This is a genomic window from Sulfurivirga sp. (assembly GCF_015490265.1).
Classification (GTDB): Bacteria; Pseudomonadota; Gammaproteobacteria; order Thiomicrospirales; family Thiomicrospiraceae; genus Sulfurivirga.
On the sequence record NZ_WFYD01000018.1, the window covers coordinates 1 to 18,250 of the forward strand.

General features: G+C 65.6%; 18 protein-coding genes, 1 tRNA gene and 1 pseudogene. 4 read left to right on the forward strand and 16 right to left on the reverse strand.

The window, feature by feature from the left end:
- Nucleotides 1-143: 143 nt before the first annotated feature.
- Nucleotides 144-234 (reverse strand) — tRNA-Ser (locus F8K16_RS01275).
- Nucleotides 235-297: 63 nt separating this feature from the next.
- Complete coding sequence (locus F8K16_RS01280) at nucleotides 298-780, reverse strand: heme-binding protein (RefSeq protein ID WP_294945858.1); 483 nt, start codon at nucleotides 778-780, stop codon at nucleotides 298-300.
- Between the two features lie 94 nt (nucleotides 781-874).
- On the opposite strand from F8K16_RS01280, the gene F8K16_RS01285 reads away from it, so the two are divergent.
- Entirely contained in the window at nucleotides 875-1,807 is a 933-nt protein-coding gene (locus F8K16_RS01285) for an SPFH domain-containing protein (protein WP_294945861.1), read from the forward strand.
- Nucleotides 1,804-2,280 carry an NfeD family protein gene (locus F8K16_RS01290; RefSeq protein ID WP_294945863.1) on the forward strand — a complete coding sequence of 159 codons (477 nt, stop codon included), beginning with the start codon at nucleotides 1,804-1,806 and terminating at the stop codon, nucleotides 2,278-2,280. The genes F8K16_RS01285 and F8K16_RS01290 overlap by 4 nt, the downstream gene beginning before the upstream one ends.
- On the opposite strand, the gene F8K16_RS01295 is transcribed toward F8K16_RS01290, so the two are convergent.
- Genes F8K16_RS01295 through ppk1 form a run of 9 tightly spaced genes read right to left on the reverse strand, consistent with a single transcriptional unit; the run spans nucleotide 2,244 to nucleotide 13,053 of the window.
- On the reverse strand, nucleotides 2,244-2,801 hold the full coding sequence (locus tag F8K16_RS01295) for a hypothetical protein (RefSeq protein ID WP_294945866.1): 558 nt from the start codon (nucleotides 2,799-2,801) through the stop codon (nucleotides 2,244-2,246). The two genes, F8K16_RS01290 and F8K16_RS01295, sit on opposite strands and share 37 nt — an antisense overlap.
- Before the next feature lie 38 nt (nucleotides 2,802-2,839).
- Nucleotides 2,840-4,123 carry a dihydroorotase gene (locus F8K16_RS01300; protein WP_294945868.1) on the reverse strand — a complete coding sequence of 428 codons (1,284 nt, stop codon included), beginning with the start codon at nucleotides 4,121-4,123 and terminating at the stop codon, nucleotides 2,840-2,842.
- Nucleotides 4,120-5,106: an aspartate carbamoyltransferase catalytic subunit gene (locus F8K16_RS01305; protein ID WP_294945870.1), complete on the reverse strand. Its 987-nt coding sequence runs from the start codon at nucleotides 5,104-5,106 to the stop codon at nucleotides 4,120-4,122. Before F8K16_RS01305 ends, F8K16_RS01300 begins: the two co-directional genes overlap by 4 nt.
- 1 nt (nucleotide 5,107) lies before the next feature.
- Nucleotides 5,108-5,617, reverse strand: a complete 510-nt coding sequence (gene pyrR / locus F8K16_RS01310; RefSeq protein ID WP_294945872.1) for a bifunctional pyr operon transcriptional regulator/uracil phosphoribosyltransferase PyrR — start codon at nucleotides 5,615-5,617, stop codon at nucleotides 5,108-5,110.
- On the reverse strand, nucleotides 5,601-6,068 hold the full coding sequence (gene ruvX, locus F8K16_RS01315; RefSeq protein WP_294945874.1) for a Holliday junction resolvase RuvX: 468 nt from the start codon (nucleotides 6,066-6,068) through the stop codon (nucleotides 5,601-5,603). Before ruvX ends, pyrR begins: the two co-directional genes overlap by 17 nt.
- Nucleotides 6,061-6,627, reverse strand: a complete 567-nt coding sequence (locus F8K16_RS01320) for a YqgE/AlgH family protein (protein ID WP_294945876.1) — start codon at nucleotides 6,625-6,627, stop codon at nucleotides 6,061-6,063. The genes ruvX and F8K16_RS01320 overlap by 8 nt, the downstream gene beginning before the upstream one ends.
- Before the next feature lie 33 nt (nucleotides 6,628-6,660).
- Nucleotides 6,661-9,432: an EAL domain-containing protein gene (locus tag F8K16_RS01325; protein WP_294945879.1), complete on the reverse strand. Its 2,772-nt coding sequence runs from the start codon at nucleotides 9,430-9,432 to the stop codon at nucleotides 6,661-6,663.
- A gap of 7 nt (nucleotides 9,433-9,439) precedes the next feature.
- Nucleotides 9,440-10,942 carry an exopolyphosphatase gene (ppx, locus tag F8K16_RS01330; protein ID WP_294945881.1) on the reverse strand — a complete coding sequence of 501 codons (1,503 nt, stop codon included), beginning with the start codon at nucleotides 10,940-10,942 and terminating at the stop codon, nucleotides 9,440-9,442.
- Complete coding sequence (gene ppk1, locus F8K16_RS01335; protein WP_294945883.1) at nucleotides 10,939-13,053, reverse strand: polyphosphate kinase 1; 2,115 nt, start codon at nucleotides 13,051-13,053, stop codon at nucleotides 10,939-10,941. Before ppk1 ends, ppx begins: the two co-directional genes overlap by 4 nt.
- Nucleotides 13,054-13,131: 78 nt before the next feature.
- Here ppk1 and F8K16_RS01340 point away from each other — a divergent pair, with 78 nt between their 5' ends.
- Nucleotides 13,132-13,935, forward strand: coding sequence for an RluA family pseudouridine synthase (locus F8K16_RS01340; RefSeq protein ID WP_294945886.1), 804 nt, complete (start codon nucleotides 13,132-13,134; stop codon nucleotides 13,933-13,935).
- A 52-nt stretch (nucleotides 13,936-13,987) separates the two neighbouring features.
- On the opposite strand, the gene F8K16_RS01345 is transcribed toward F8K16_RS01340, so the two are convergent.
- Entirely contained in the window at nucleotides 13,988-14,197 is a 210-nt protein-coding gene (locus F8K16_RS01345; protein ID WP_294945889.1) for a cold-shock protein, read from the reverse strand.
- 156 nt (nucleotides 14,198-14,353) lie between these two features.
- Between F8K16_RS01345 and gcvH the strand changes: the two genes are divergently transcribed.
- Entirely contained in the window at nucleotides 14,354-14,740 is a 387-nt protein-coding gene (gene gcvH, locus F8K16_RS01350) for a glycine cleavage system protein GcvH (RefSeq protein ID WP_294945892.1), read from the forward strand.
- A 573-nt stretch (nucleotides 14,741-15,313) separates the two neighbouring features.
- Here the strand turns inward: gcvH and F8K16_RS01355 are convergent.
- The 4 genes and pseudogenes from F8K16_RS01355 to F8K16_RS01370 form a co-directional block, all read right to left on the reverse strand.
- Entirely contained in the window at nucleotides 15,314-16,231 is a 918-nt protein-coding gene (locus F8K16_RS01355; RefSeq protein ID WP_294945895.1) for a GAK system ATP-grasp enzyme, read from the reverse strand.
- A complete protein-coding gene (locus F8K16_RS01360; RefSeq protein ID WP_294945898.1) occupies nucleotides 16,218-17,780 on the reverse strand; it encodes a phosphotransferase in 1,563 nt (520 codons plus the stop codon). The genes F8K16_RS01355 and F8K16_RS01360 overlap by 14 nt, the downstream gene beginning before the upstream one ends.
- Nucleotides 17,780-18,052, reverse strand: coding sequence for an amphi-Trp domain-containing protein (locus F8K16_RS01365; RefSeq protein WP_294945901.1), 273 nt, complete (start codon nucleotides 18,050-18,052; stop codon nucleotides 17,780-17,782). The genes F8K16_RS01360 and F8K16_RS01365 overlap by 1 nt, the downstream gene beginning before the upstream one ends.
- A gap of 1 nt (nucleotide 18,053) precedes the next feature.
- A pseudogene (locus F8K16_RS01370) lies at nucleotides 18,054-18,250 on the reverse strand (ribonucleotide-diphosphate reductase subunit beta); the annotation flags it as partial.

Sequence of the window (18,250 nt, forward strand, 5' to 3'; positions counted from 1 at the left end):
GTTGAACCAAAGAATGTGAAGGTCCTGTATGACCCTCTCCTTGTGCGAGAAGGAGAGTTCTGAAGGGAGAGCGGTCCCGGAAATTGCCGGACAGAATCGTTCAGGCGCAAAAAAGCCGGCTGATGAGCCGGCTTTTTTCAATCTGGCGGTGAGGGGGGGATTCGAACCCCCGGTGGGCTATTCACCCACACACGCTTTCCAGGCGTGCACGTTCAACCACTCCGTCACCTCACCGGGTGGAGCCGCGTATTATACCCGAATGTTCCGGCATGGCAATCCCGCCCTAGGGCAGGCCGGTCACATCATTTCCAGGTCGTCGATGACCGCTTCCAGTCCGGCTCGGGCGCATTTTTCGTCCTGTTCGCCGGAAGGCGCTCCGCTGACCCCGATGGCGCCGTAGAGCCGTCCGCCGGCGGCGACGGGCACCGAGCCGCCCATGAAAGCCAGACCCTCACCCAGATGGTTGAGCGGACTGTTCTTCATGCGTCTTTCCATGTCGGTGCCCTTCATGTTGAACATGACGGCGGTGTAGGCCTTCTTGTAGCTGATGGACCAAGAAACCGGCGGGGCGACGGTGTCGCGCAGCTGTACCTGCGGCAGGCCGCTGCGGTCCACCACGGTGACGGAAATGGAAATGCCTTCCTTGCGGCAGGCATCGACGGCGGCCTGCGCCATCTTGAGTGCCGTCTCCATGCTCAGGCGCGGCACGCTGGTCGTCAGAGCTTCTTCCGCCAGTGCGTTCGGGGCCAGCATCATGGCCAGCGCGGATGACAACAGCATTTTTTGCAATGATTTTTTCATGACATGACCTCCCTTGATCGCCTAAATTACAGGCTGCGAGGTTCAATCTTACTCAACACATAGGAGATCGTCTATGGATTTCAGCCTGTTTTCCATCGTGCTGCTGGGCGCGCTGGTCATTATCGTCTTTGCCGGCGTCAAGATCGTGCCGCAGGCGGAAGTGTGGGTCATCGAGCGGCTGGGCCGCTACCATCGCACGCTGCACGGCGGGCTGAACTTCATCGTGCCCTTCATTGACCGGGTGCGCGCCCAGTTCAACACCCAGGAGCAGGTGATCGACATTCCGCCGCAGGATGTGATCACCAAGGACAATGTGTCAGTGACCATCAACGGACTGGTGTTCATGCGCATCATCGATGCCAAGAAGGCCACCTATGAGATTCTCGATCTCAAGCTGGCCATCGCCCAGCTGGCCCAGACCACGCTGAGGGCGGAGATCGGCAAGCTGGAACTGGATGAAACCCTCTCATCCCGTGAGCAGCTCAACGCCGCCTTGCTGTCGGCACTGGATGCGGCCTCGGAAAACTGGGGCGCCAAGGTGACCCGGGTGGAGATCTCCGACATCGAGGTGCCCAATGAGATCAAGCACGCCATGGAGCTGCAGCTGAAGGCGGAGCGTCAGCGCCGCGCCACCGAGACCGAGGCGGAAGGTCTGAAGAACGCCACCATTGCGGAAGCGGAAGGTCAGCGGCAGAAGGCCTTCAAGGAGGCGGAGGCCATTGAGCGCATGGCGGACGCCAAGCGCTATGAGCAGGAGCAGATCGCAGAGGGTGAGCGCAAGGCGATGGAGCTGATCGCCTCAGCCATGCGGCAGGACCCGCGCGCGGCGGAATTCCTGCTGGCGCAGGATCGAATTCAGGCCTTTGCCCGTCTGGCGGAGAGTGACTCCTCCAACAAGATCGTGGTGCCCTACGAGGCCACCCAGCTGGCCGGCGCCATGACGCTGATCGAAACCTTTCTGCAGCAGAACGGCAAGGCGGGCAGCATGCCGAAGGAGGGCGCATGAACGCCTGGCTGCCGGTGCTGTCGGTCTGGCTGATGCTGGTCATCGGCCTTGGATTGATCGTGCTGGAAGTGCTGCTGGCTGGCACCTTCGTCATTCTCTGGTTCGGCGTGGCCTTCATCCTGGTGGGGCTGGCCGGATTGTGGATCGCCTTCCCGGCGGGAGAGTATCAGCTCATCGCCGTGGCGGTGCTGGGCACCCTGCTGCTGTGGGCCCTGCGCAAGCGGGCGCAGGCGTGGTTTGCCGGCAGTGAGCCGCCGCCTGCGGAAACCTATGAGGCAGGCGATATCGGCGAGCTGCAGCAGCACGAGGGGCAGTGGATGGTCTATTACCGGGGCACCTGGTGGCGGCTGGCGGAGCCGGTGCCCGATCCGGAACCGGGCCAGCGGGTGCGGGTGACCGCCCTTGAGGGCAACCGGGCACGGGTGGAACGGCTGGATCAGCCGAATGACAGCACGGCCCAGTCTTCGGGCTGAGCTTGCACGAAGGCTTCGGCCACGGCCTGAACGGGCTGGTCGGTCGCGCCGGGGAAGGGGCCGCACAGCCGGCAGGGCACGCCCCAGTCCTCCAGCAGGGGCAGGGTGGCAATGGCTTCCGGCGGCAGGTGCGGGAGCCAGATGCGGCTGGGCGCAGGCTCGAAAGGGAGCGCATCCAGCGCCAGCAGGGCCAGCAGTCGGGCATGATCCTTCCATGCCCGGGCCGCGTGCAGCACGCCACCCAGCCCCGGAAGGCCCTGCCCGATCAGCACCGCCCGCCTGGGTATAGGCTGCACCGTTCCGCGCAGCTGCAGCGTCAGGCCGTCGGGCAGTGTCTCCGGCATCAGCAGCCGCAGCCGATCCGGGGCGGGCTGGTCGAACAGGGCCACGTCACCTTCCTCGGCGGTGAGCCACTGGCCGGGCGAGAGCGTCATGGGCGCATTCAGCACCACCTCCGCCATGCAGAAGCCGTCTCCAAGACGGGGTCTCCCCCGATTTTGCACGGTCGCTTCAATGCTCACCGCCGCTTGCCCCGAAATTGACCGGTCTTACCGCGCTTTCAGCCGTTCAGACGGTTGAAGACGGGTTTTCCCTGAAACCAGGTGGCCACCACCTGCCCCTCGAACTCCCAGCCGGCGAAGGGGGTGTTGCGTCCGGCGCTGAGCATCGTCTCCGGCGTGACGGTCCAGTGCCTGTCAGGATCGAACAGGAAGAAGCTGGCCCGTCCGCCCGGGGCCAGGGTGCCCGCTTCGATGCCGAGGATTTCGGCCGGTGCCACGGTGAGCTTGCGCAGGGCCTGCAGCAGGGTCAGCGTGCCGTCCTCCACCAGCCGCAGGGTGAGGTTGAGCAGGGTTTCCACACCGCTGATGCCCGGCTTGGCCTGTGGAAAGGGCAGAGCCTTGTCGTCGGCGTTGAGGGGCGTGTGGTCGGAAGTGATCGCATCGATCAGGTCGAACTTCAGGCCCTGCCTCAACGCCTGCTGGTCGTCCGGCGTGCGCAGCGGTGGATGGACGCGGAACAGCGGGTTGAAGTCCATCAGGTCGTTTTCCGACAGGTGCAGGTGGTGCACGGCCACATCACAGCTGACCTGCACGCCCCGGGTGCGGGCGCGTTCGATCATCTCCACCGCCCGGCGGCTGGTCAGGCCGCTGATGTGCACCCGCGCGCCGGTCTCTTCCATCAGCACCAGCAGTTGGGCCAGCGCGGCCGTCTCGGCGCTGGTGGGAATGCCGGGCAGGCCGAGGCGGCTGGCCACGGCGCCGTCGTGGGCCACACCGTCGGCGGCCAGATCGGCGTCCATGGGTTTGAAGATCAGCGGCATGGCGTGGCTGGCGGCGTATTCCAGCGCGTTGCGCAGTGTCTGGGTGTTGCGGATGGGGCGGTTGGCCTGGCTGGCGGCGATGCAGCCGGCCTGCTTGAGGGCGTTGAGCGGAGCCAGACGCTCGCCGTCCAGTCCCTGGGTGAGGGCGCCGATGGGCAGCACGAAGGCGTTGCCGGCCTGACGGGCGCGGCGGCGGATCAGTTCAGGCACGGCGGGGTTGTCGGCCACGGGCACGGTGTCCGGTGGCACGCACAGGGTGGTGATGCCGCCAGCGGCGGCGGCGCGGGTCTCGCTGGCGACGGTGCCGGCGCTGCGGTCGCCCGGCTCGCCCAGCCGCGCCTGCAGGTCCACCAGTCCCGGGATGAGCCACAGGCCGTCGGCGTCGATCACTTCATCTGGGGTGAAATCGTCCGGGGCTTCGCCGCAGGCGACGATGCGGTTGCCCTGCACGCACAGGCTGCCGATGCGGTCGCTCTGGCGGGCGGGGTCGAGCAGGCGGGCATTGTCGATGCGCAGTTTCATGAGGCGTCCTCCTGCGGGTGCCGGGCGGCGTTGGAGAAGATGACGGCCATGATGGCCATGCGCACGGCGATGCCGTTGGTCACCTGATCGAGGATGACCGAGCGGGGGCCGTCGGCCACGGCGGAGTCGATCTCCACGCCGCGGTTGATGGGGCCGGGGTGCATGACGATGGCGTCCGGCTTGGCGCGTTCGAGCCGCTGTTCCGTCAGGCCGTAGAGGCGGAAGAACTCCTTCTCGCTGGGCAGGCGCGCGCCGCTCATGCGCTCGTTCTGCAGTCTGAGCATGATGACCACGTCCACGTCCTCTAGCCCGGCGTCCATGTCGTGATAGACATGCACACCCAGCGCTTCGGGACAGCTGGGCATGAGGGTGCGCGGGCCGATGACGCGGATCTCCCGCGCGCCGAGGATGGACAGCGCCTGAATCTGCGAACGGGCCACGCGTGAGTGAAGAATGTCGCCGACGATGGCCACCTTGAGGTCGTAGATGTCCCCCTTGTGCTTGCGGATGGTGAACATGTCCAGCAGCGCCTGGGAGGGGTGGGCGTGGCGGCCGTCGCCGGCGTTGAGCACATGCACCCCTTCGGCCACCTGACGGGCGAAGAAGTGGGCTGCGCCGGAGTCGGCGTGACGGATGACGAACATGTCCGCCCCCATGGCCTGCAGGTTCCACAGAGTGTCCTGCAGGCTCTCGCCCTTCTTGGTGGCGGAGGTGGCGATGTTGAGGTTGACCACGTCCGCCGACAGGCGTTTTTCGGCGATCTCGAAGGTGGTGCGCGTGCGGGTGCTGGGTTCGAAGAAGACGTTCATGATGGTCTTGCCCCGCAGGAGCGGCACCTTGCGCAGCTCACCGTTTGCGTCGAAGAAGGTTTCGGCCAGGTCGAGGATTTCGGTCAGGTGGTGCGCCTTGAGCCCTTCGAGGGTGAGCAGGTGTTTGAGCCGCTTGTGCTCGTCCAGCTGAATGTCCCGTTCCACCAGCGCCATGTCAGGCCACCTCCGCCTTGCGTTCGACGATGTTGAGTTCGAGTGGCTCCGGACCGGAGAGCTTGACCGCCTGATCGCAGTTCACCGTGGCGCCCACGTATTTGGCGCAGATGGGCAGCTCCCGGCAGCCGGGGCGCTCCACCAGCGTGGTCAGCAGCACCTCGTCCGGCCGGCCGTAGTCGAACAGTTCGTTGAGCGCGGCGCGGATGGTGCGCCCGGTATAGAGCACGTCATCCACCAGAATGATGCGGCTGCCTTCCACGTCCCATGGAATGTCCGACGGGCGCACGGTGGGGTTGAGGCCGACGCGGGAAAAGTCGTCCCGGTAGAAGCTGATGTCCAGCACGCCCAGCGGCATTTCCAGACCGAGGGCGGCGTGCAGTCGCTCGGCGATCCACACCCCGCCGGTGCGGATGCCGACCATGCACGGCGCCTTGCCCATGATGGGATCGTCACGCAGGCGCTCGGCCAGGGTGTCGATGAGCGTGTTGACGTCAAGGTTGAGTTTCATCGGTGTGATCCAGCAGGGAGAAGAAGGTTTCCAGAATGATCTGCGCCGCCACGGCATCCAGCGGGGTGCGCCGGTCGCCGGCGGCCTGAAGGCGGGCCTCGGCCTGTTTCGATGTGAGCTGTTCGGGCACGAAGTAGACCGGCCTGCCCGTGCGACCGGACAGGCGCTGACCGAACTTGCGCGCCTGCTGCGTGGTCAGCTGTTCGGAACCGTCGTGCAGGCGCAGGGGCAGACCCACCACCAGTGCGGCGGGCTGCCAGGTGTCCATGAGCGCGTGGATGGCGGACCAGTCGGGCACGCCGTCGCGGCTGTGGATAAGGCCTTCGGGGCTGGCCGTGCCCAGTTCTCGGGTGCCGACGGCCACGCCGATGCGGCGGGTGCCGAAGTCGAAGGCGAGATAGCGCCCGGCAGGTGGCGTGCGCGGCAGGCTGACGCCCTGCCACTCAGGCATGGCCTGCCTCGCGGCTGAGAAATTCGGGGCTGACGCCCAGATGGCTCAGCGCCATGGACCATTTGTCCTCGTCGGGCAGGTCGAACAGGATGGTGCGGCTGTAGGGGACGGTCAGCCAGCTGTTTTCCGCCAGCTCCTGCTGCAGCTGGCCCGCCTCCCAGCCGGCGTAGCCCAGCGTCATGATCATGCGCTCCGGGAACTGGCCGCGGCCCATGGCTTCCAGCAGGTCGAGCGAGGCGGTCATGGCGATGTCATCGGGCATGAGCATGCTGCTGCGCCACTGGCCGGCCGGCTGGTGCAGCACGAAGCCGTGTTCCGGGTCCACCGGCCCGCCCTCGTGCACGGGCAGGTCCAGTTTCGGGTCGTTGTGCAGGACGGGAATGTCGAGGTTTTCCAGCATCTCGCGCACCGAGTAGGGCGCCGGCTTGTTGATCACCAGCCCCATGGCGCCATCCTCCCCGTCTTCCAGCAGGTAGATGACGCTGCGCTCGAACCAGGTGCCGTCCAGCGACGGCATGGCGACGAGAAAATGGTGGGCGAGGGAATCGTGTTGGCTCATGAGGCGTATTGTAGCGATTTCATGCCACCACCGTCAGCGGGAAAGATGCCGCGCCAGCCAGGTTTCGGCCTCCTTCGGCGCCATGGGGCGGGCCAGATGGTAGCCCTGAACGTAGTCGCAGCCGCGCTGGCGCAGGTAGTCGAGCTGTTCGGCGGTTTCCACACCCTCGGCCACCACCGCCAGCCTCAGGCCCTTGGCCATGGCGATGATGGCGTCCACCAGTTCGCGGTCCTGCTCGTCTTCGAGCATGTCGATGATGAAGGCGCGGTCAATCTTGAGCGCGTCGAAGGGATAGCGCTTGAGGTAGCTGAGCGAGGCGTAGCCGGTGCCGAAGTCGTCCAGGAACAGCTCATAGCCGAGCCGGTGCAGCCGCTCCAGCGCGGCGCGGGTCTGGGGAGCGTCTTCCAGCAGCAGGCTTTCGGTCAGCTCCAGGCTGATCAGCTGGGTCTGGAGGCCTTCCCGCTCCAGTCGCAGCAGCTGTTCCCGCAGGGCGCTGAAGCCGTCCTGTGCCTGTACGGGCGAGATGTTGATGGCCATGTGCACCGGCTGGCCGAAATGCGCCTTCCAGCGGGCGGCCTGCTCCAGCGCCTCACGCAGCACCCAGTTGCCCAGCGGCACGATCAGTCGGCTGCGTTCGGCGACGGGAATGAAGTCGGCTGGGGACACTTCGCCAAGCTGGTCGGACTTCCAGCGCAGCAGCACCTCCATGTGGCTGATGCGTCCGTCCATGACCTTCACGATGGGTTGGTAGTGCAGGGAGAAGCCCAACTGACCGAAATCCTGTGCTTCGGCGGCCTCGGCCAGCAGAGTCTGGATCTGATGCTCCCATGCCAGGCTTTCCGACCAGCTCGGCTGGAAGCGGGCGAAACGGTTTTTGCCGTGGTCCTTGGCGTGGTACATGGCCATATCGGCATGTTTGATGAGGGTTTCCACATCCTCGCCGTCGTCCGGGTAGAAGGCGATGCCGATGCTGGCGGACACATGAGCCTGGTCGCCGTTTTCCAGCTGAACGGGTCTGCGCACGGCTTCAATGATCTTGCGGGCGATCTGCAGAGCAGGGGCTTCATCCTGCAGGTGGGTCAGGACCAGGACGAACTCGTCCCCGCCCAGCCGGGCAAGGATGTCGTTCTCCCGCACCATCTCGCGCAGCCTTTGGGCGATGATCCGCAGCAGCTGGTCACCGGCCTTGTGGCCGAGGGTGTCGTTGACTTCCTTGAAACCGTCCAGATCAAGAAACAGCACGGCCACCTTCTGCCGCAGGCGGTGAGCGTCCTTGAGGGCGTAGTCCAGCAGAGCGTGCAGGTAGACACGGTTGGGCAACTGGGTCAGCGCGTCCAGATTGGATTCGCGCCAGATGGTCTTCTCATGTTCCTTGCGTTCTTCCACCAGCTGATTGAAGGTGCGGGTCAGACTGGCCACCTCGTCATGTCCATGCACGGGCAGCGGCTCATAGTGGCGGTTGGCCACCATGTCGAGCAGCTGCTGCACAAGATGGCGCAGCCGATGCATTCGGCTGGCGCCGTAGGCGCTGATCACCAGCAGCAGCACCAGCGCCACGCCCAGCACCAGAAAGTTGCGTCCGATCTCCCAACCCAACGCCTGGTAGCCGGCGGAAAGCTGTTGCTGCATGGCACCCATGATCCGGTTGATGTGAACGGTCATGATGTCGATGCGGTGACTGGAGAGTCCCCACCAGCGTCCGGGTGTCATGCTGTCCGGTAGCTGGCGCAGCCGGGCGATGGCCTGCAGGGCGGGCGTATCGTCCACGCGCACCTGTCGGTCGATCTGCGCCGGTGAGAGGCCCTGACGGCGGAGCGAGGAGATTTTGATCAGGTTGAGGGCATAGCGGTTGAAGACCTGCTGCAGTTCGAGCAGGGCACCCTGCCTGTCAAGGCCGAGTGGAAGGTGTTCACGGGTGGTGATCAGCAGAGTCATGGCCCGGTTGTAATGACGCAGGGCCTGTTCCATGTAGCGGGCATCGCCGCGCAGCAGGTAGTTCTTGTAGTGATGGATGAAGCCGCCGTACCCGGTTTCTTCCAGGAAGCGCCCGAGCACCTGCTGCAGGGCGAAGTGGTTGGCCAGCTGGCGGCGCATGGCGTAGAAGGCGTTCAGGTCAGGTTGGGACAGGGCCTGACGCAACGCTTCGGCTTCGCTCTTTCCGGCCGCAAGGTAGAAGCTCTGCAGAAACTGTTCGTTCTGCTGGATATGGCCGGCAATGCGTACATAGTCCTCTGCCGACATGCGGCGCCGGGTCAGGCTGGCCATGACCTTGCCCCGTTCCAGGGCGGCCTGCTCCCGTGCCTGAATCAATTCGATCATGCTGAGAGCGCGGTTCTGCATGATGCGGTCCGGCAGGGTCAGCATGAGCTGCTTCTGCAACAGAATGAGCGTGTTGATCAGGCGGGCATAGTCGTCAAAGCTGTCCGTTTGGCGGCGCAGTCGGGTGATGGTCTGCAACTGTTCGATGAGCTGGCGGAGCCCCTCGCGCTGGGACTGTGACAGGGTTGTCCGTGGCAGCAAAGGGAGGGTCTTGAGATAGCGGTCAGTGGTCTGGCGTGCCGTGGTCTGCAGCTGTTGCAGTTCCGGGCCGGTCTCATGGGCGTTGAGTGCCTGCAGGCCCCGTTCGGCGGCCAGCGCCTCTTCCAGCCGGGTGAGCAGCTGCAGGTGCATCAGCGTCTCTTCCGCCTGGTTGAGTGCCTCATATCGTTCGCCGGCCTTGCCGCCCACATAGAGGCTCAACAGCAGAAACAGCGCCAAGGTCATCAGGGAGGAGAGGCTGAGAAGATGGCGCAGGGAGAGTTTCATGGCGTGGTCAGAAGGTCAGTTCGAAACCGATTTCCGCAAATCGGCGCGCTTCGGTTTCCAGATCCAGGCGGGTGAGCGGGTGGCGTTCGAGCCAGTCGGTCTGCTCGAACTCCAGATGCAGACTTTTCTTGTCGCGCAGAATCAGCAACGGGCTGATCTCCTCCGGCTCCCGCCCCCGGTGCAGGCGCACGGCCAGCCGCAGCAGCAGGGTCAGATTGCGAATGCGTCTGTTGTGGGGTTCCATCAGGGCGTCGAAGCGGCCCATGTCCACCTTGCCCCGGTGATTGTACAGCATGGCCGCCAGCATCTGCTTTTCCTGCTGGGAGAAGCCGGCCAGCTCGGACTGCTCCACCAGATAGGCGCTGTGGGCGCGGTATTTCTTCAGGCTGATGGCCTTGCCGCACTCATGCACCTGCGCGGCCCAGTCCAGCAGCTGGCGGTAGTCGTAGTCGGGGTCGTGCAGCTTCCACACGTTGTGTGCCTGTTTGAACAGGCGTCGGGCGGTGCGGGCCACACGGGCGGCCTGGGCGGTGTCCACCCGGGTCCACTCCTGCAGGGCGCGCAGGCTCACCTCGCGGGCGTCCTCGGCGATGCGCCGGCCCAGCATGTCGTAGATGAGTCCTTCGCGCAGGGCGTGGCTGGATACCTGCAGGCTGTCGATCCCCAGCGCCTCGAAGGCGCCGATGAGCACCGACAGCCCGCCGGCGATGACCGGTTTGCGCTCGGCCTTGAGACCGGGCAGGGAGACCTTTTCCAGCGTGCCTGCGTCGATCAGGGCGTCGCGGATGGCGTGCAGGCCATCGAGCGTGATGCGTTCGCCCCAGCCGTTTTCCTGACTGATGGTACCCAGCGCCTTGATGGTGCCGGAGGCGCCGTAGGCGGCGTCCCAGTCCAGCGCCTTGAGCTGCCATGCGTAGGGGCGCAGGATCTGACGCGCGCGGGTGGTGGCCTTTTCGAAACGTCTGGCCGTCAGGCGGCCGTCGTCGAAGAACTGCTGGCTGAAGCTGACGCAGCCCATTTCGGTGCTGGTCAGGTGCTGATGGCTGTAATGGCGTCCGATGATGAACTCGGTGCTGCCGCCGCCGATGTCGATGACCAGCCGCTGCTCGTCGCTGTGGGGCAGGCCGTGGGCCACGCCCAGATAGATCAGGCGCGCCTCTTCCTGCCCGGAGATGATGTGAATGTCGTGCCCCAGCGCCTTGCGCGCCTTTTTGAGAAAGGCGGCGCTGTCTTTCATGTTGCGCAGGGTGTTGGTGCCCACGCAGCGCACGTTTTCGGAGGGGATGTGGGCGATCAGCTGGCCGAAGCGTTCCAGACAGGCCAGCGCCCGCTGCTCGGCATCGGGGCTGAGGCTGCCGTCCTTCTTCAGGCCGGCGCGCATGCGCACCATCTCCTTGTGGCGGTCCACCACCTGCATCTGTCCGCCCATCTCGCGGGCGATGATGATGTGGAAGCTGTTGGACCCCAGGTCGATGGCGGCGAACAGGTTCTGATCCGTCTGTGCGCTCATGATTCCGCCGTATTGTACTGGTCGATGAGATACTGCTGGGCGCTGAAGGGGTCTTCGCCCTCGGCCGGGCGCAGGCGTTCGTAACGGCCGTCCGGCCCCAGTGTCCAGGCGCCCTGGTTGTCGCGCAGATAGAGGGCCAGCCCTTCAGTGTAGACCCGCTGGAAGTGGTCCGGGTCGAGGATGGGGCAGGCAGTCTCTACCCGGCCGAGCAGGTTGCGCCGCATCCAGTCGGCGCTGGAGATGAACAGCTCGGGCCGCTCGCCGTGGTTCTCGAAGTAGAACACCCGATGGTGCTCCAGAAAGCGCCCGACGATGGAGCGCACGCGAATGTTCTCCGACAGGCCCGGAACGCCCGGGCGCAGACAGCAGATGCCGCGCACGATCAGGTCGATTTCCACACCGGCCTGCGAGGCTTCATAGAGGGCGTCGATGATGGCCTTTTCCTGCAGGCCGTTCATCTTGGCCACGATGCGCGCCGGGTGGCCGGCGCGGGCGTTGTCCGCCTCGCGCCGGATGCGCTCCAGCAGGCCGCTGTGCAGGGTGAACGGCGCCTGCAGCAGATAGTCCAGTTCCGGGGCGCGGCCCAGGCTGGTCAGCTGCAGGAAGATGCGCCCCACGTCCCGGCAGATGCCTTCGTGGGCGGTCAGCAGGCCGAAGTCGGTGTAGAAGCGGCTGGTGACATGATGGTAGTTGCCGGTGCCCAGATGGGCGTACTGCACCAGCCGGCCGTTCTCCTCCCGCACCACATGGATCATCTTGGCGTGGGTCTTGTAGCCCACCACGCCGTAGACCACATGGGCGCCGGCTTCCTGCAGGCGACGGGCCTGCTGGATGTTGTTGTCCTCGTCGAAGCGGGCGCGCAGCTCCACCACGGCGGTGACCTCCTTGCCGGCGCGGGCGGCCTGTTCCAGCGCGTCCACGATGGGGGAGTCCTCGCCGGTGCGGTAGAGGGTCATGCGGATGGCCAGCACCTTCGGATCCCGCGCCGCCTCGCGCACGAAACGCACCACCGGCAGGAAGGCCTCATAGGGGTGGTGCAGCAGAATGTCGCGCTGCCTGATGGACTCGAAGATGTCCCGTGGCGCCTTCTTGCCACCGAACAGCTGGAAGCGCTTGCCCCGCTTGACCCCTTCCAGCGGCAGGGTGGGCTGGAACGGCGGAAACTTGAGGTCGGGGCGCTCCACCATGTCCGGCACGGACATGAGCCGGTGCAGGTTGACCGGGCCGTGCACCTGATACAGCTCCCGCTCGGTCAGGCCGAAGCGCTCCAGCAGGAAGTCCACCAGATGGGGCGGGCAGTTGTCGGCCACCTCCAGCCGGATGGCGTCGCCATACTGGCGGCCGGACAGCTCGCCCGCCAGCGCCTTCATCAGATCGTCCACCTCCTCCTCGTCGATGAACAGGTTGGTGTTGCGGGTGACGCGGAACTGGTAGCAGCCGGTCACCGTCATGCCCGGAAAGAGCATGCTCACGTTGGCGTGCAGGATGGAGGAGATGAACACGAAGTCGTTGTCGCCGCCGCTGACCTCCTTGGGCAGTCTGACCACCCGTGGCAGGGTGCGCGGCACCTGCACCACCGCCATGGGAATGCGTCGGCCGAAGGCGTCCTCGCCTTCCAGCGAGACGATGAAGTGCAGCGCCTTGTTCTGCACCCGCGGGAAGGGGTGGGCCGGGTCGAGGCCGATGGGGTTGAGCACCGGCAGCATGCGCTCGGTGAAATACTGGCGCACCCAGCGGCGTTCTTCGTCCGTCCAGTTGGGTCGGCGCAGAAAGCGGATGCCCTCCTGCGCCAGCTCCGGAATGAGAATGTGGTTGAAGGTGTCATACTGGTCGTTGACCAGCCGGTGGGCCTCGTCGGTGAGCATGTCGATGGCCTCGCGCGGGGTGAGGCCGTCGGGCTGAGTGCGCACGTTGCCGTCGTTGAGCATCTCGTAGAGGGAGGCCAGACGCACCTCGAAGAATTCGTCCATGTTGCTGAAGGAGATGCACAGGAACCTGAGCCGTTCCAGCAGAGGGGTGTTCTCGTCCTGCGCCATCTCCAGCACGCGGCGGTTGAACTGCAGCAGGCTGTATTCGCGGTTGATGTAGCGTTGGCTCGGCGCGTCGCTCATGGTGTACCCTGTTGGCGGAATCAATCAGTTTATTTTAGAAGGTTGTCCGGCACGCAGATGAGAAAAAGGGTGCATGTGATGCTGACGCGGCCCGCCACGGCGGTAGAGGCGCTGGCCGAGGCCGCGGGGCTGTCGAAAAGTGCGGTGAAGAGGGCCATGGGCGCCGGCGCGGTGTGGACGCTGGAGAAGGGACGCCGGGTGCGCCTGCGCCGGGCCACCCGGCAGCTGCCGGCGGGCGTGAGGCTGTGGCTCAACTATGATGCGGAGCTGCTGGCGCGCACGGCGCCGCCGGCCCGCCTGCTGCGACGGGAGAAGGGCTGGTCGGTGTGGTTCAAGCCGCCGGGGCTGCTGACGCAGGGCAATGAGTGGGGCGACCATCTCAGCCTGCTCAGACAGGCGGAAAAGGCGCTGGGCCGGCAGGTGTGGCTGGTGCATCGGCTGGATCGGGAGACTGCGGGGCTGGTGCTGCTGGCGCATCACCGGCAGGCGGCGGCGTGGCTGTCGGAGCAGTTCCGCCAGCGGCGGGTGGACAAGGGCTACCGGGCCTGGGTGCATGGTCGCCTGACAGGCGAAGGGGTGTTGGATGCGCCGCTGGACGGCAGGCCGGCGGTGACCCGCTGGCGGGCGCTGACATACGATGCCGGTCGGGACTGGAGCTGTGTGGACATCACGCTGGAGACGGGGCGGCTGCATCAGATCCGCCGCCACTTTGCCGGTGCCGGTCATGCGGTGGTGGGGGATCCCCGCTATGGCGGGGGCGATGCCGTGCCATTGCAGCTGGTGGCCTGGCGTCTGGGCTTTGCGCCGGCGAAGGGGCGTGAGCGGGTCGAGGTGGTGCTGGATGAGGCCGGTTGGGCGGCGAGCGGGTTTCTGGCCGGCTGAACGAAAAACGCCCCGCGGTGCGGGGCGTCGGGAAAACGGTGTTGCGCGCGTCTTACAGCGGCGTGACGTTTTCTGCCTGAGGGCCTTTCTGGCCTTGCGTCACTTCCATGGTCACCTGCTGGCCCTCGAACAGGGTGCGGCGGCCAGAGCCGTTGATCGCGGAGAAGTGGACGAACACATCCGGGCCGTTGGCCTGTTCGATGAATCCGTAACCCTTTTCGTCATTGAACCACTTGACGGTTCCTTGTACTGCGTTTGACATGCTTTGATACTCTTGTAGCTTGAACAAAAATCCCCGCCGATGTGGCGAGAACGGAACCCACTCTAACAGCCGCCCGGGGGCGGGTCAAACACTTTCGCGTTTATTTTTGCCCGGGCACGGGGCACAATGAGCTTTTTGACCTGCAGGGAGGGCGCCATGAATCTGCCGGAACACCTCAGATACGCGGACACTCACGAATGGGCCTGGCTGGATGAAAACGGCGAGGTGGTGGTGGGCATCACCGACCATGCGCAGGAGGCGCTGGGGGACGTGGTGCATGTGAACCTGCCCGATGTGGGCGATGCCGTGCAGCAGGGCGATGCGGTGGCGGTGATCGAGTCGGTCAAGACCGCCTCCGATATCCACGCGCCGGTGGACGGGGAGGTCGTGGCGGTGAACCAGGCGCTTGAAGATGCGCCGGAACTGATCAATGACGAGCCCTATGACGCAGGCTGGCTGTTCCGCATTCAGCCTGCCGATGCCGCCCAGCTGGAGGCGCTGATGACCGCGGCGGACTACCAGCGGGCCATCGAGCAGGGCTGAAACGTCCCCGGAGACGGGGTCTCCCCTGTTTTTGCAAGATTGCTTGCCGCCCGCGCCATCGCGAGCGTGAAAAAAGCGGCAACAGGCGTTCTCAGCCGTTCTGACGCCTCGCAGGACGGGGTCTCCCCCATTTTTACGCGCTGCCGTCGCAGAGCACCCCGCCGCGCCCGGGAAAATCCGCTCCAGAGCGGGCAGAAGGGGAGAAAACGCCTGTCCTGACGGGGTCTCCCCTGATTTTGATGGACCGGCTGTCACGCGCCCCGGAAAATTACCCGCTTTGCCCCATGAAGGCAGGGTTCATGCGGGGAGCGCGCGGCCTGCGCGCACGGTTTCTCTGCGTGATGGTGTCCCATGGTATGGCGCAGGGGCAGCTTGTCAGGTGTGGCGCCATGGCGTCTGGCCGCAGCGGGTGCTGTGGAATGGGGTCTCCCCCGTTTTTGCAGGATGCGGTTTTGTCGCGGCGGCGACCGGCCGGGAAAAGGGGGCTTCTGACGGGATTGAGCGCGGTTTTCCGGTGTTTCAGGGTCTTGCCGGCTGTCTGATGTGGGTTGGTCGGGTGCTCCGGCGGTGTCTTCATGCGGTGCCGGGCGAGGGCTCTCCCATCAGTTGGGTCAGGGCGTGTTCGGCCAGCTTTTCCGCCATGTTGAGTCCCAGTCCTTCCTGCGCGCCGCGGAAGCCGCCGAAGGCGCTCACTTCGAAGCAGACCGGCCCCATGTCGGTTTCGGCCATGTCCACGGTGGTGTAGTCCAGCCCGAACAGGGCCTGCGCCCGGCGGGCGATCTCGATGACTTCATCGGCAGGGTGGGCGGCGGCGTACTTGCCGCCGCTTCCGCTGGCGGTGTGCCAGCTGTCGCCGCGCACGCGGGCGTAGGCGCCGTGGTACTGGCCGTTGAGGAAGATCAGCCCCATGTCCCGGTCGGGCAGCCGCAGTTTTTTCTGCACATACAGCATGCCGTGGCGGGCGCGGAAGGCGCTCAGGCGGCTGCGCAGCTGTTTGGCGCTGTGCTTGCGGGCGTTGAGCACCACCATGCCCTTGGCCTTGGTGGAGTAGAGGGGCTTGAGTATGGCCTGACCGAAGCGGTCGACCGCGTCCATGGCCTCGTCGACGCTTTCGGTGATGACGGTGGGGGGCATGGGGATGTCGCCCCGGCGCAGGGTGAGGGTGCCGGCGATGCGGTCCACCAGCCGCATGATGCGGGTGGGACGGGAGAAGATGCGCACGCCGCACTGTTCGGCGAAGCGCAGCAGTTCCAGCCGGTCGAGCATCAGCGGGCTGTACTGGGGGCCAATCTTCTTGATGATGAGCCCGTCGAGCCGGCACAGGTCGGTGTCACCGGCCCGCACCTGGCCGCTGCTGAGGTCCACGTGCAGGCTGGCCGGATCGATGATGCGGCGGTAGCCGGTGCGTGCCTCCAGGGCGTCGGCCAGAGTTTCGGTGGACCATTTGCCGGGCAGGCCGACCACGGCGATGCGCAGGTCACGGGAGTTCATGGAACAGGCTCTCCTCCAGTCGGTAGCGGGACAGCTGGGCGGGCTTGAGGCGGCTGAGCTGCACCAGCAGCAGCTGGCCCAGTTCGAACAGCCGGCGGGCGTGCCAGGGTTCGTAGACGAAGCGGGTGGAGGTGATCAGCCCGCGGGCGAACCCCAGCGCCAGCCGGGCGTCCACGGCGGTGTCGTTCAGTTTCGGGCCTCTCTGGCGGGCAAAGTGGTGGATGGCCGTCAGCGCCCGGGCGATGCGCTGGCGCACCGGCCGCTGGTAGTTGGGCAGGCGGTAGGCGCTGGCCATCAGCGTGGTCAGGTCCTGTGCGTAGTCGCCCCTGCCGGCGCGGTTGAGGTCCACCAGGGTGATCTGATCGGTCTCCGGGTCGTAGAGGATGTTGTCCAGATTGAGGTCCCCATGCAGCGGGACGGCGCAGGTTTCCGGCAGCGCCTGCAGCACCTTGCGGGCTTTTTTGAGCAGTTTATCCAGCCCCGGCAGTTCCGCGCCGGCCAGTGACAGGGTGGTGGTGCGGAATTCGGGGTGCACGCGCCAGACCTGTTTGAGGCGTGCTTCCAGCTGGCCGGTGAAGTCCGCCGGCGGCACCGGTTTGCAGCGTTCCTCCTGCCACAGCTCGCTCAATGTGTGGAGCAGGCGTTGCAGTCCATGTTCGAATGCATGATCCTGCGGATGGATGAGCCAGTGCTCCAGTGTCTCGCCGCTGACGGCCTCCAGCATCAGCGCCGCCTGATCCTTGCGGGTTTCGAAATGGAGCACGTCGGGCACCAGCAGGGGCCAGCGCCGCTGCCAGCGCTGCAGGTTGCGGTGTTCGGCGGCCAGCTTGTCGCTGCGGCCCTGCTTGAGAATGGCGCCTTCCCGTTCAATGCTGTGCACCAGCGCACCCGAACGGGTGTGGGGAATGGCGGTCAGCCGCAGCCCCTCCTCCAGTTGGCTGAGCAGGCTGGCCGCCTCGATGCGCTGCGGCGCGCCCAGCTGCCAGGTCATCAGCCCCTCGATGGCGAGAATCAGCGGGGCGTCGATGCGCTCCAGCTGCCACAGCAGCCGGTACTGCGCCAGCAGGAAAGGGGCGTTCTGGCCGGAACGGCAGCGCTTGTCCACCACGGCGTGCAGGGCCTTGAACGCCTTGCGCAGCGGTTTGAGGCGGCTTTCCAGTTCGGTGGCGGACTGGCTGTGATCCAATCCCTCTTCCAGACCGCGCAAAAGATACTGCAGGGGCGAGAAGGTCTGGGGCAGGCGCTTGCGCAGCGGTTTGAGCACTCGTCGTTCACGGGCCATTTCGCCGAACTGCAGCAGCAGGCGGCCGGCCTGACGCAACGCGGCCTGCAGGATGATCAGGCCGTTGCGGGTGAAGTCCTGTCCGGCCTGTGAGCGGGCCAGCAGGTCCCACAGGGCCACCTGCTGGGCGTCCAGCTCGGCGCTGGCGCTGCGAAGGGTGTCGAGGGGGTCGGACTGATGCAGCGCCCAGGCGCCCAGCGCCTCCAGCTGACGATGCAGCGCCAGAAAGGAGAAGTGCAGCGGCGCGTGCGGATGGTCGGGGCGCATCAGTCAGTGTCGATGAACAGGGGCGTGTCGTCCAGCTCGCCGTCTTCTTCGCCGCTCCAGACGATCTTGAAGCGCAGGGTCTGGTTCTTGGGGCTTTTGCTCACCTTGATGCGGAAGCGCCCCAGTCGGTGGGGACGCAGCACGATCTGATCTTCCTCGTCATCAAAGGTGATCTCGCCCTTCTGGATGCCACGGGCGATGGCCTTGAGGAAGGCGGCCAGATTGTCCGCATCCTGCAGGGATTCGTGCTCGAACGTCTGGGTGCGGGCCATGTCAGAGGTCGATGTCGCTGAAGTCTTCCACGTCGACGTCGGCGTCCACCTGGCCCACCAGATAGGAGGCGATTTCGGATTCCTGCGGCGCCACCTGCACGTTGTCGGACACCAGCCAGTTGTTCATCCACGGCAGGGGGTTGGAGCGTTTCTCGAACAGTGGCGGCAGGTTGATCGCCTGAATGCGGATGTTGGAGA

Coding starts and splice junctions, on each gene's coding strand:
- F8K16_RS01280 (WP_294945858.1), bottom strand. CDS start 780: ATGCTGTTGTCATCCGCGCTGGCCATGATGCTGGCCCCGAACGCACTG.
- F8K16_RS01285 (WP_294945861.1), top strand. CDS start 875: ATGGATTTCAGCCTGTTTTCCATCGTGCTGCTGGGCGCGCTGGTCATT.
- F8K16_RS01290 (WP_294945863.1), top strand. CDS start 1,804: ATGAACGCCTGGCTGCCGGTGCTGTCGGTCTGGCTGATGCTGGTCATC.
- F8K16_RS01300 (WP_294945868.1), bottom strand. CDS start 4,123: ATGAAACTGCGCATCGACAATGCCCGCCTGCTCGACCCCGCCCGCCAG.
- F8K16_RS01305 (WP_294945870.1), bottom strand. CDS start 5,106: ATGGCGCTGGTGGAACGGGACATTCAGCTGGACGAGCACAAGCGGCTC.
- pyrR (WP_294945872.1), bottom strand. CDS start 5,617: ATGAAACTCAACCTTGACGTCAACACGCTCATCGACACCCTGGCCGAG.
- ruvX (WP_294945874.1), bottom strand. CDS start 6,068: ATGCCTGAGTGGCAGGGCGTCAGCCTGCCGCGCACGCCACCTGCCGGG.
- F8K16_RS01320 (WP_294945876.1), bottom strand. CDS start 6,627: ATGAGCCAACACGATTCCCTCGCCCACCATTTTCTCGTCGCCATGCCG.
- F8K16_RS01325 (WP_294945879.1), bottom strand. CDS start 9,432: ATGAAACTCTCCCTGCGCCATCTTCTCAGCCTCTCCTCCCTGATGACC.
- ppx (WP_294945881.1), bottom strand. CDS start 10,942: ATGAGCGCACAGACGGATCAGAACCTGTTCGCCGCCATCGACCTGGGG.
- ppk1 (WP_294945883.1), bottom strand. CDS start 13,053: ATGAGCGACGCGCCGAGCCAACGCTACATCAACCGCGAATACAGCCTG.
- F8K16_RS01340 (WP_294945886.1), top strand. CDS start 13,132: ATGCTGACGCGGCCCGCCACGGCGGTAGAGGCGCTGGCCGAGGCCGCG.
- F8K16_RS01345 (WP_294945889.1), bottom strand. CDS start 14,197: ATGTCAAACGCAGTACAAGGAACCGTCAAGTGGTTCAATGACGAAAAG.
- gcvH (WP_294945892.1), top strand. CDS start 14,354: ATGAATCTGCCGGAACACCTCAGATACGCGGACACTCACGAATGGGCC.
- F8K16_RS01355 (WP_294945895.1), bottom strand. CDS start 16,231: ATGAACTCCCGTGACCTGCGCATCGCCGTGGTCGGCCTGCCCGGCAAA.
- F8K16_RS01360 (WP_294945898.1), bottom strand. CDS start 17,780: ATGCGCCCCGACCATCCGCACGCGCCGCTGCACTTCTCCTTTCTGGCG.
- F8K16_RS01365 (WP_294945901.1), bottom strand. CDS start 18,052: ATGGCCCGCACCCAGACGTTCGAGCACGAATCCCTGCAGGATGCGGAC.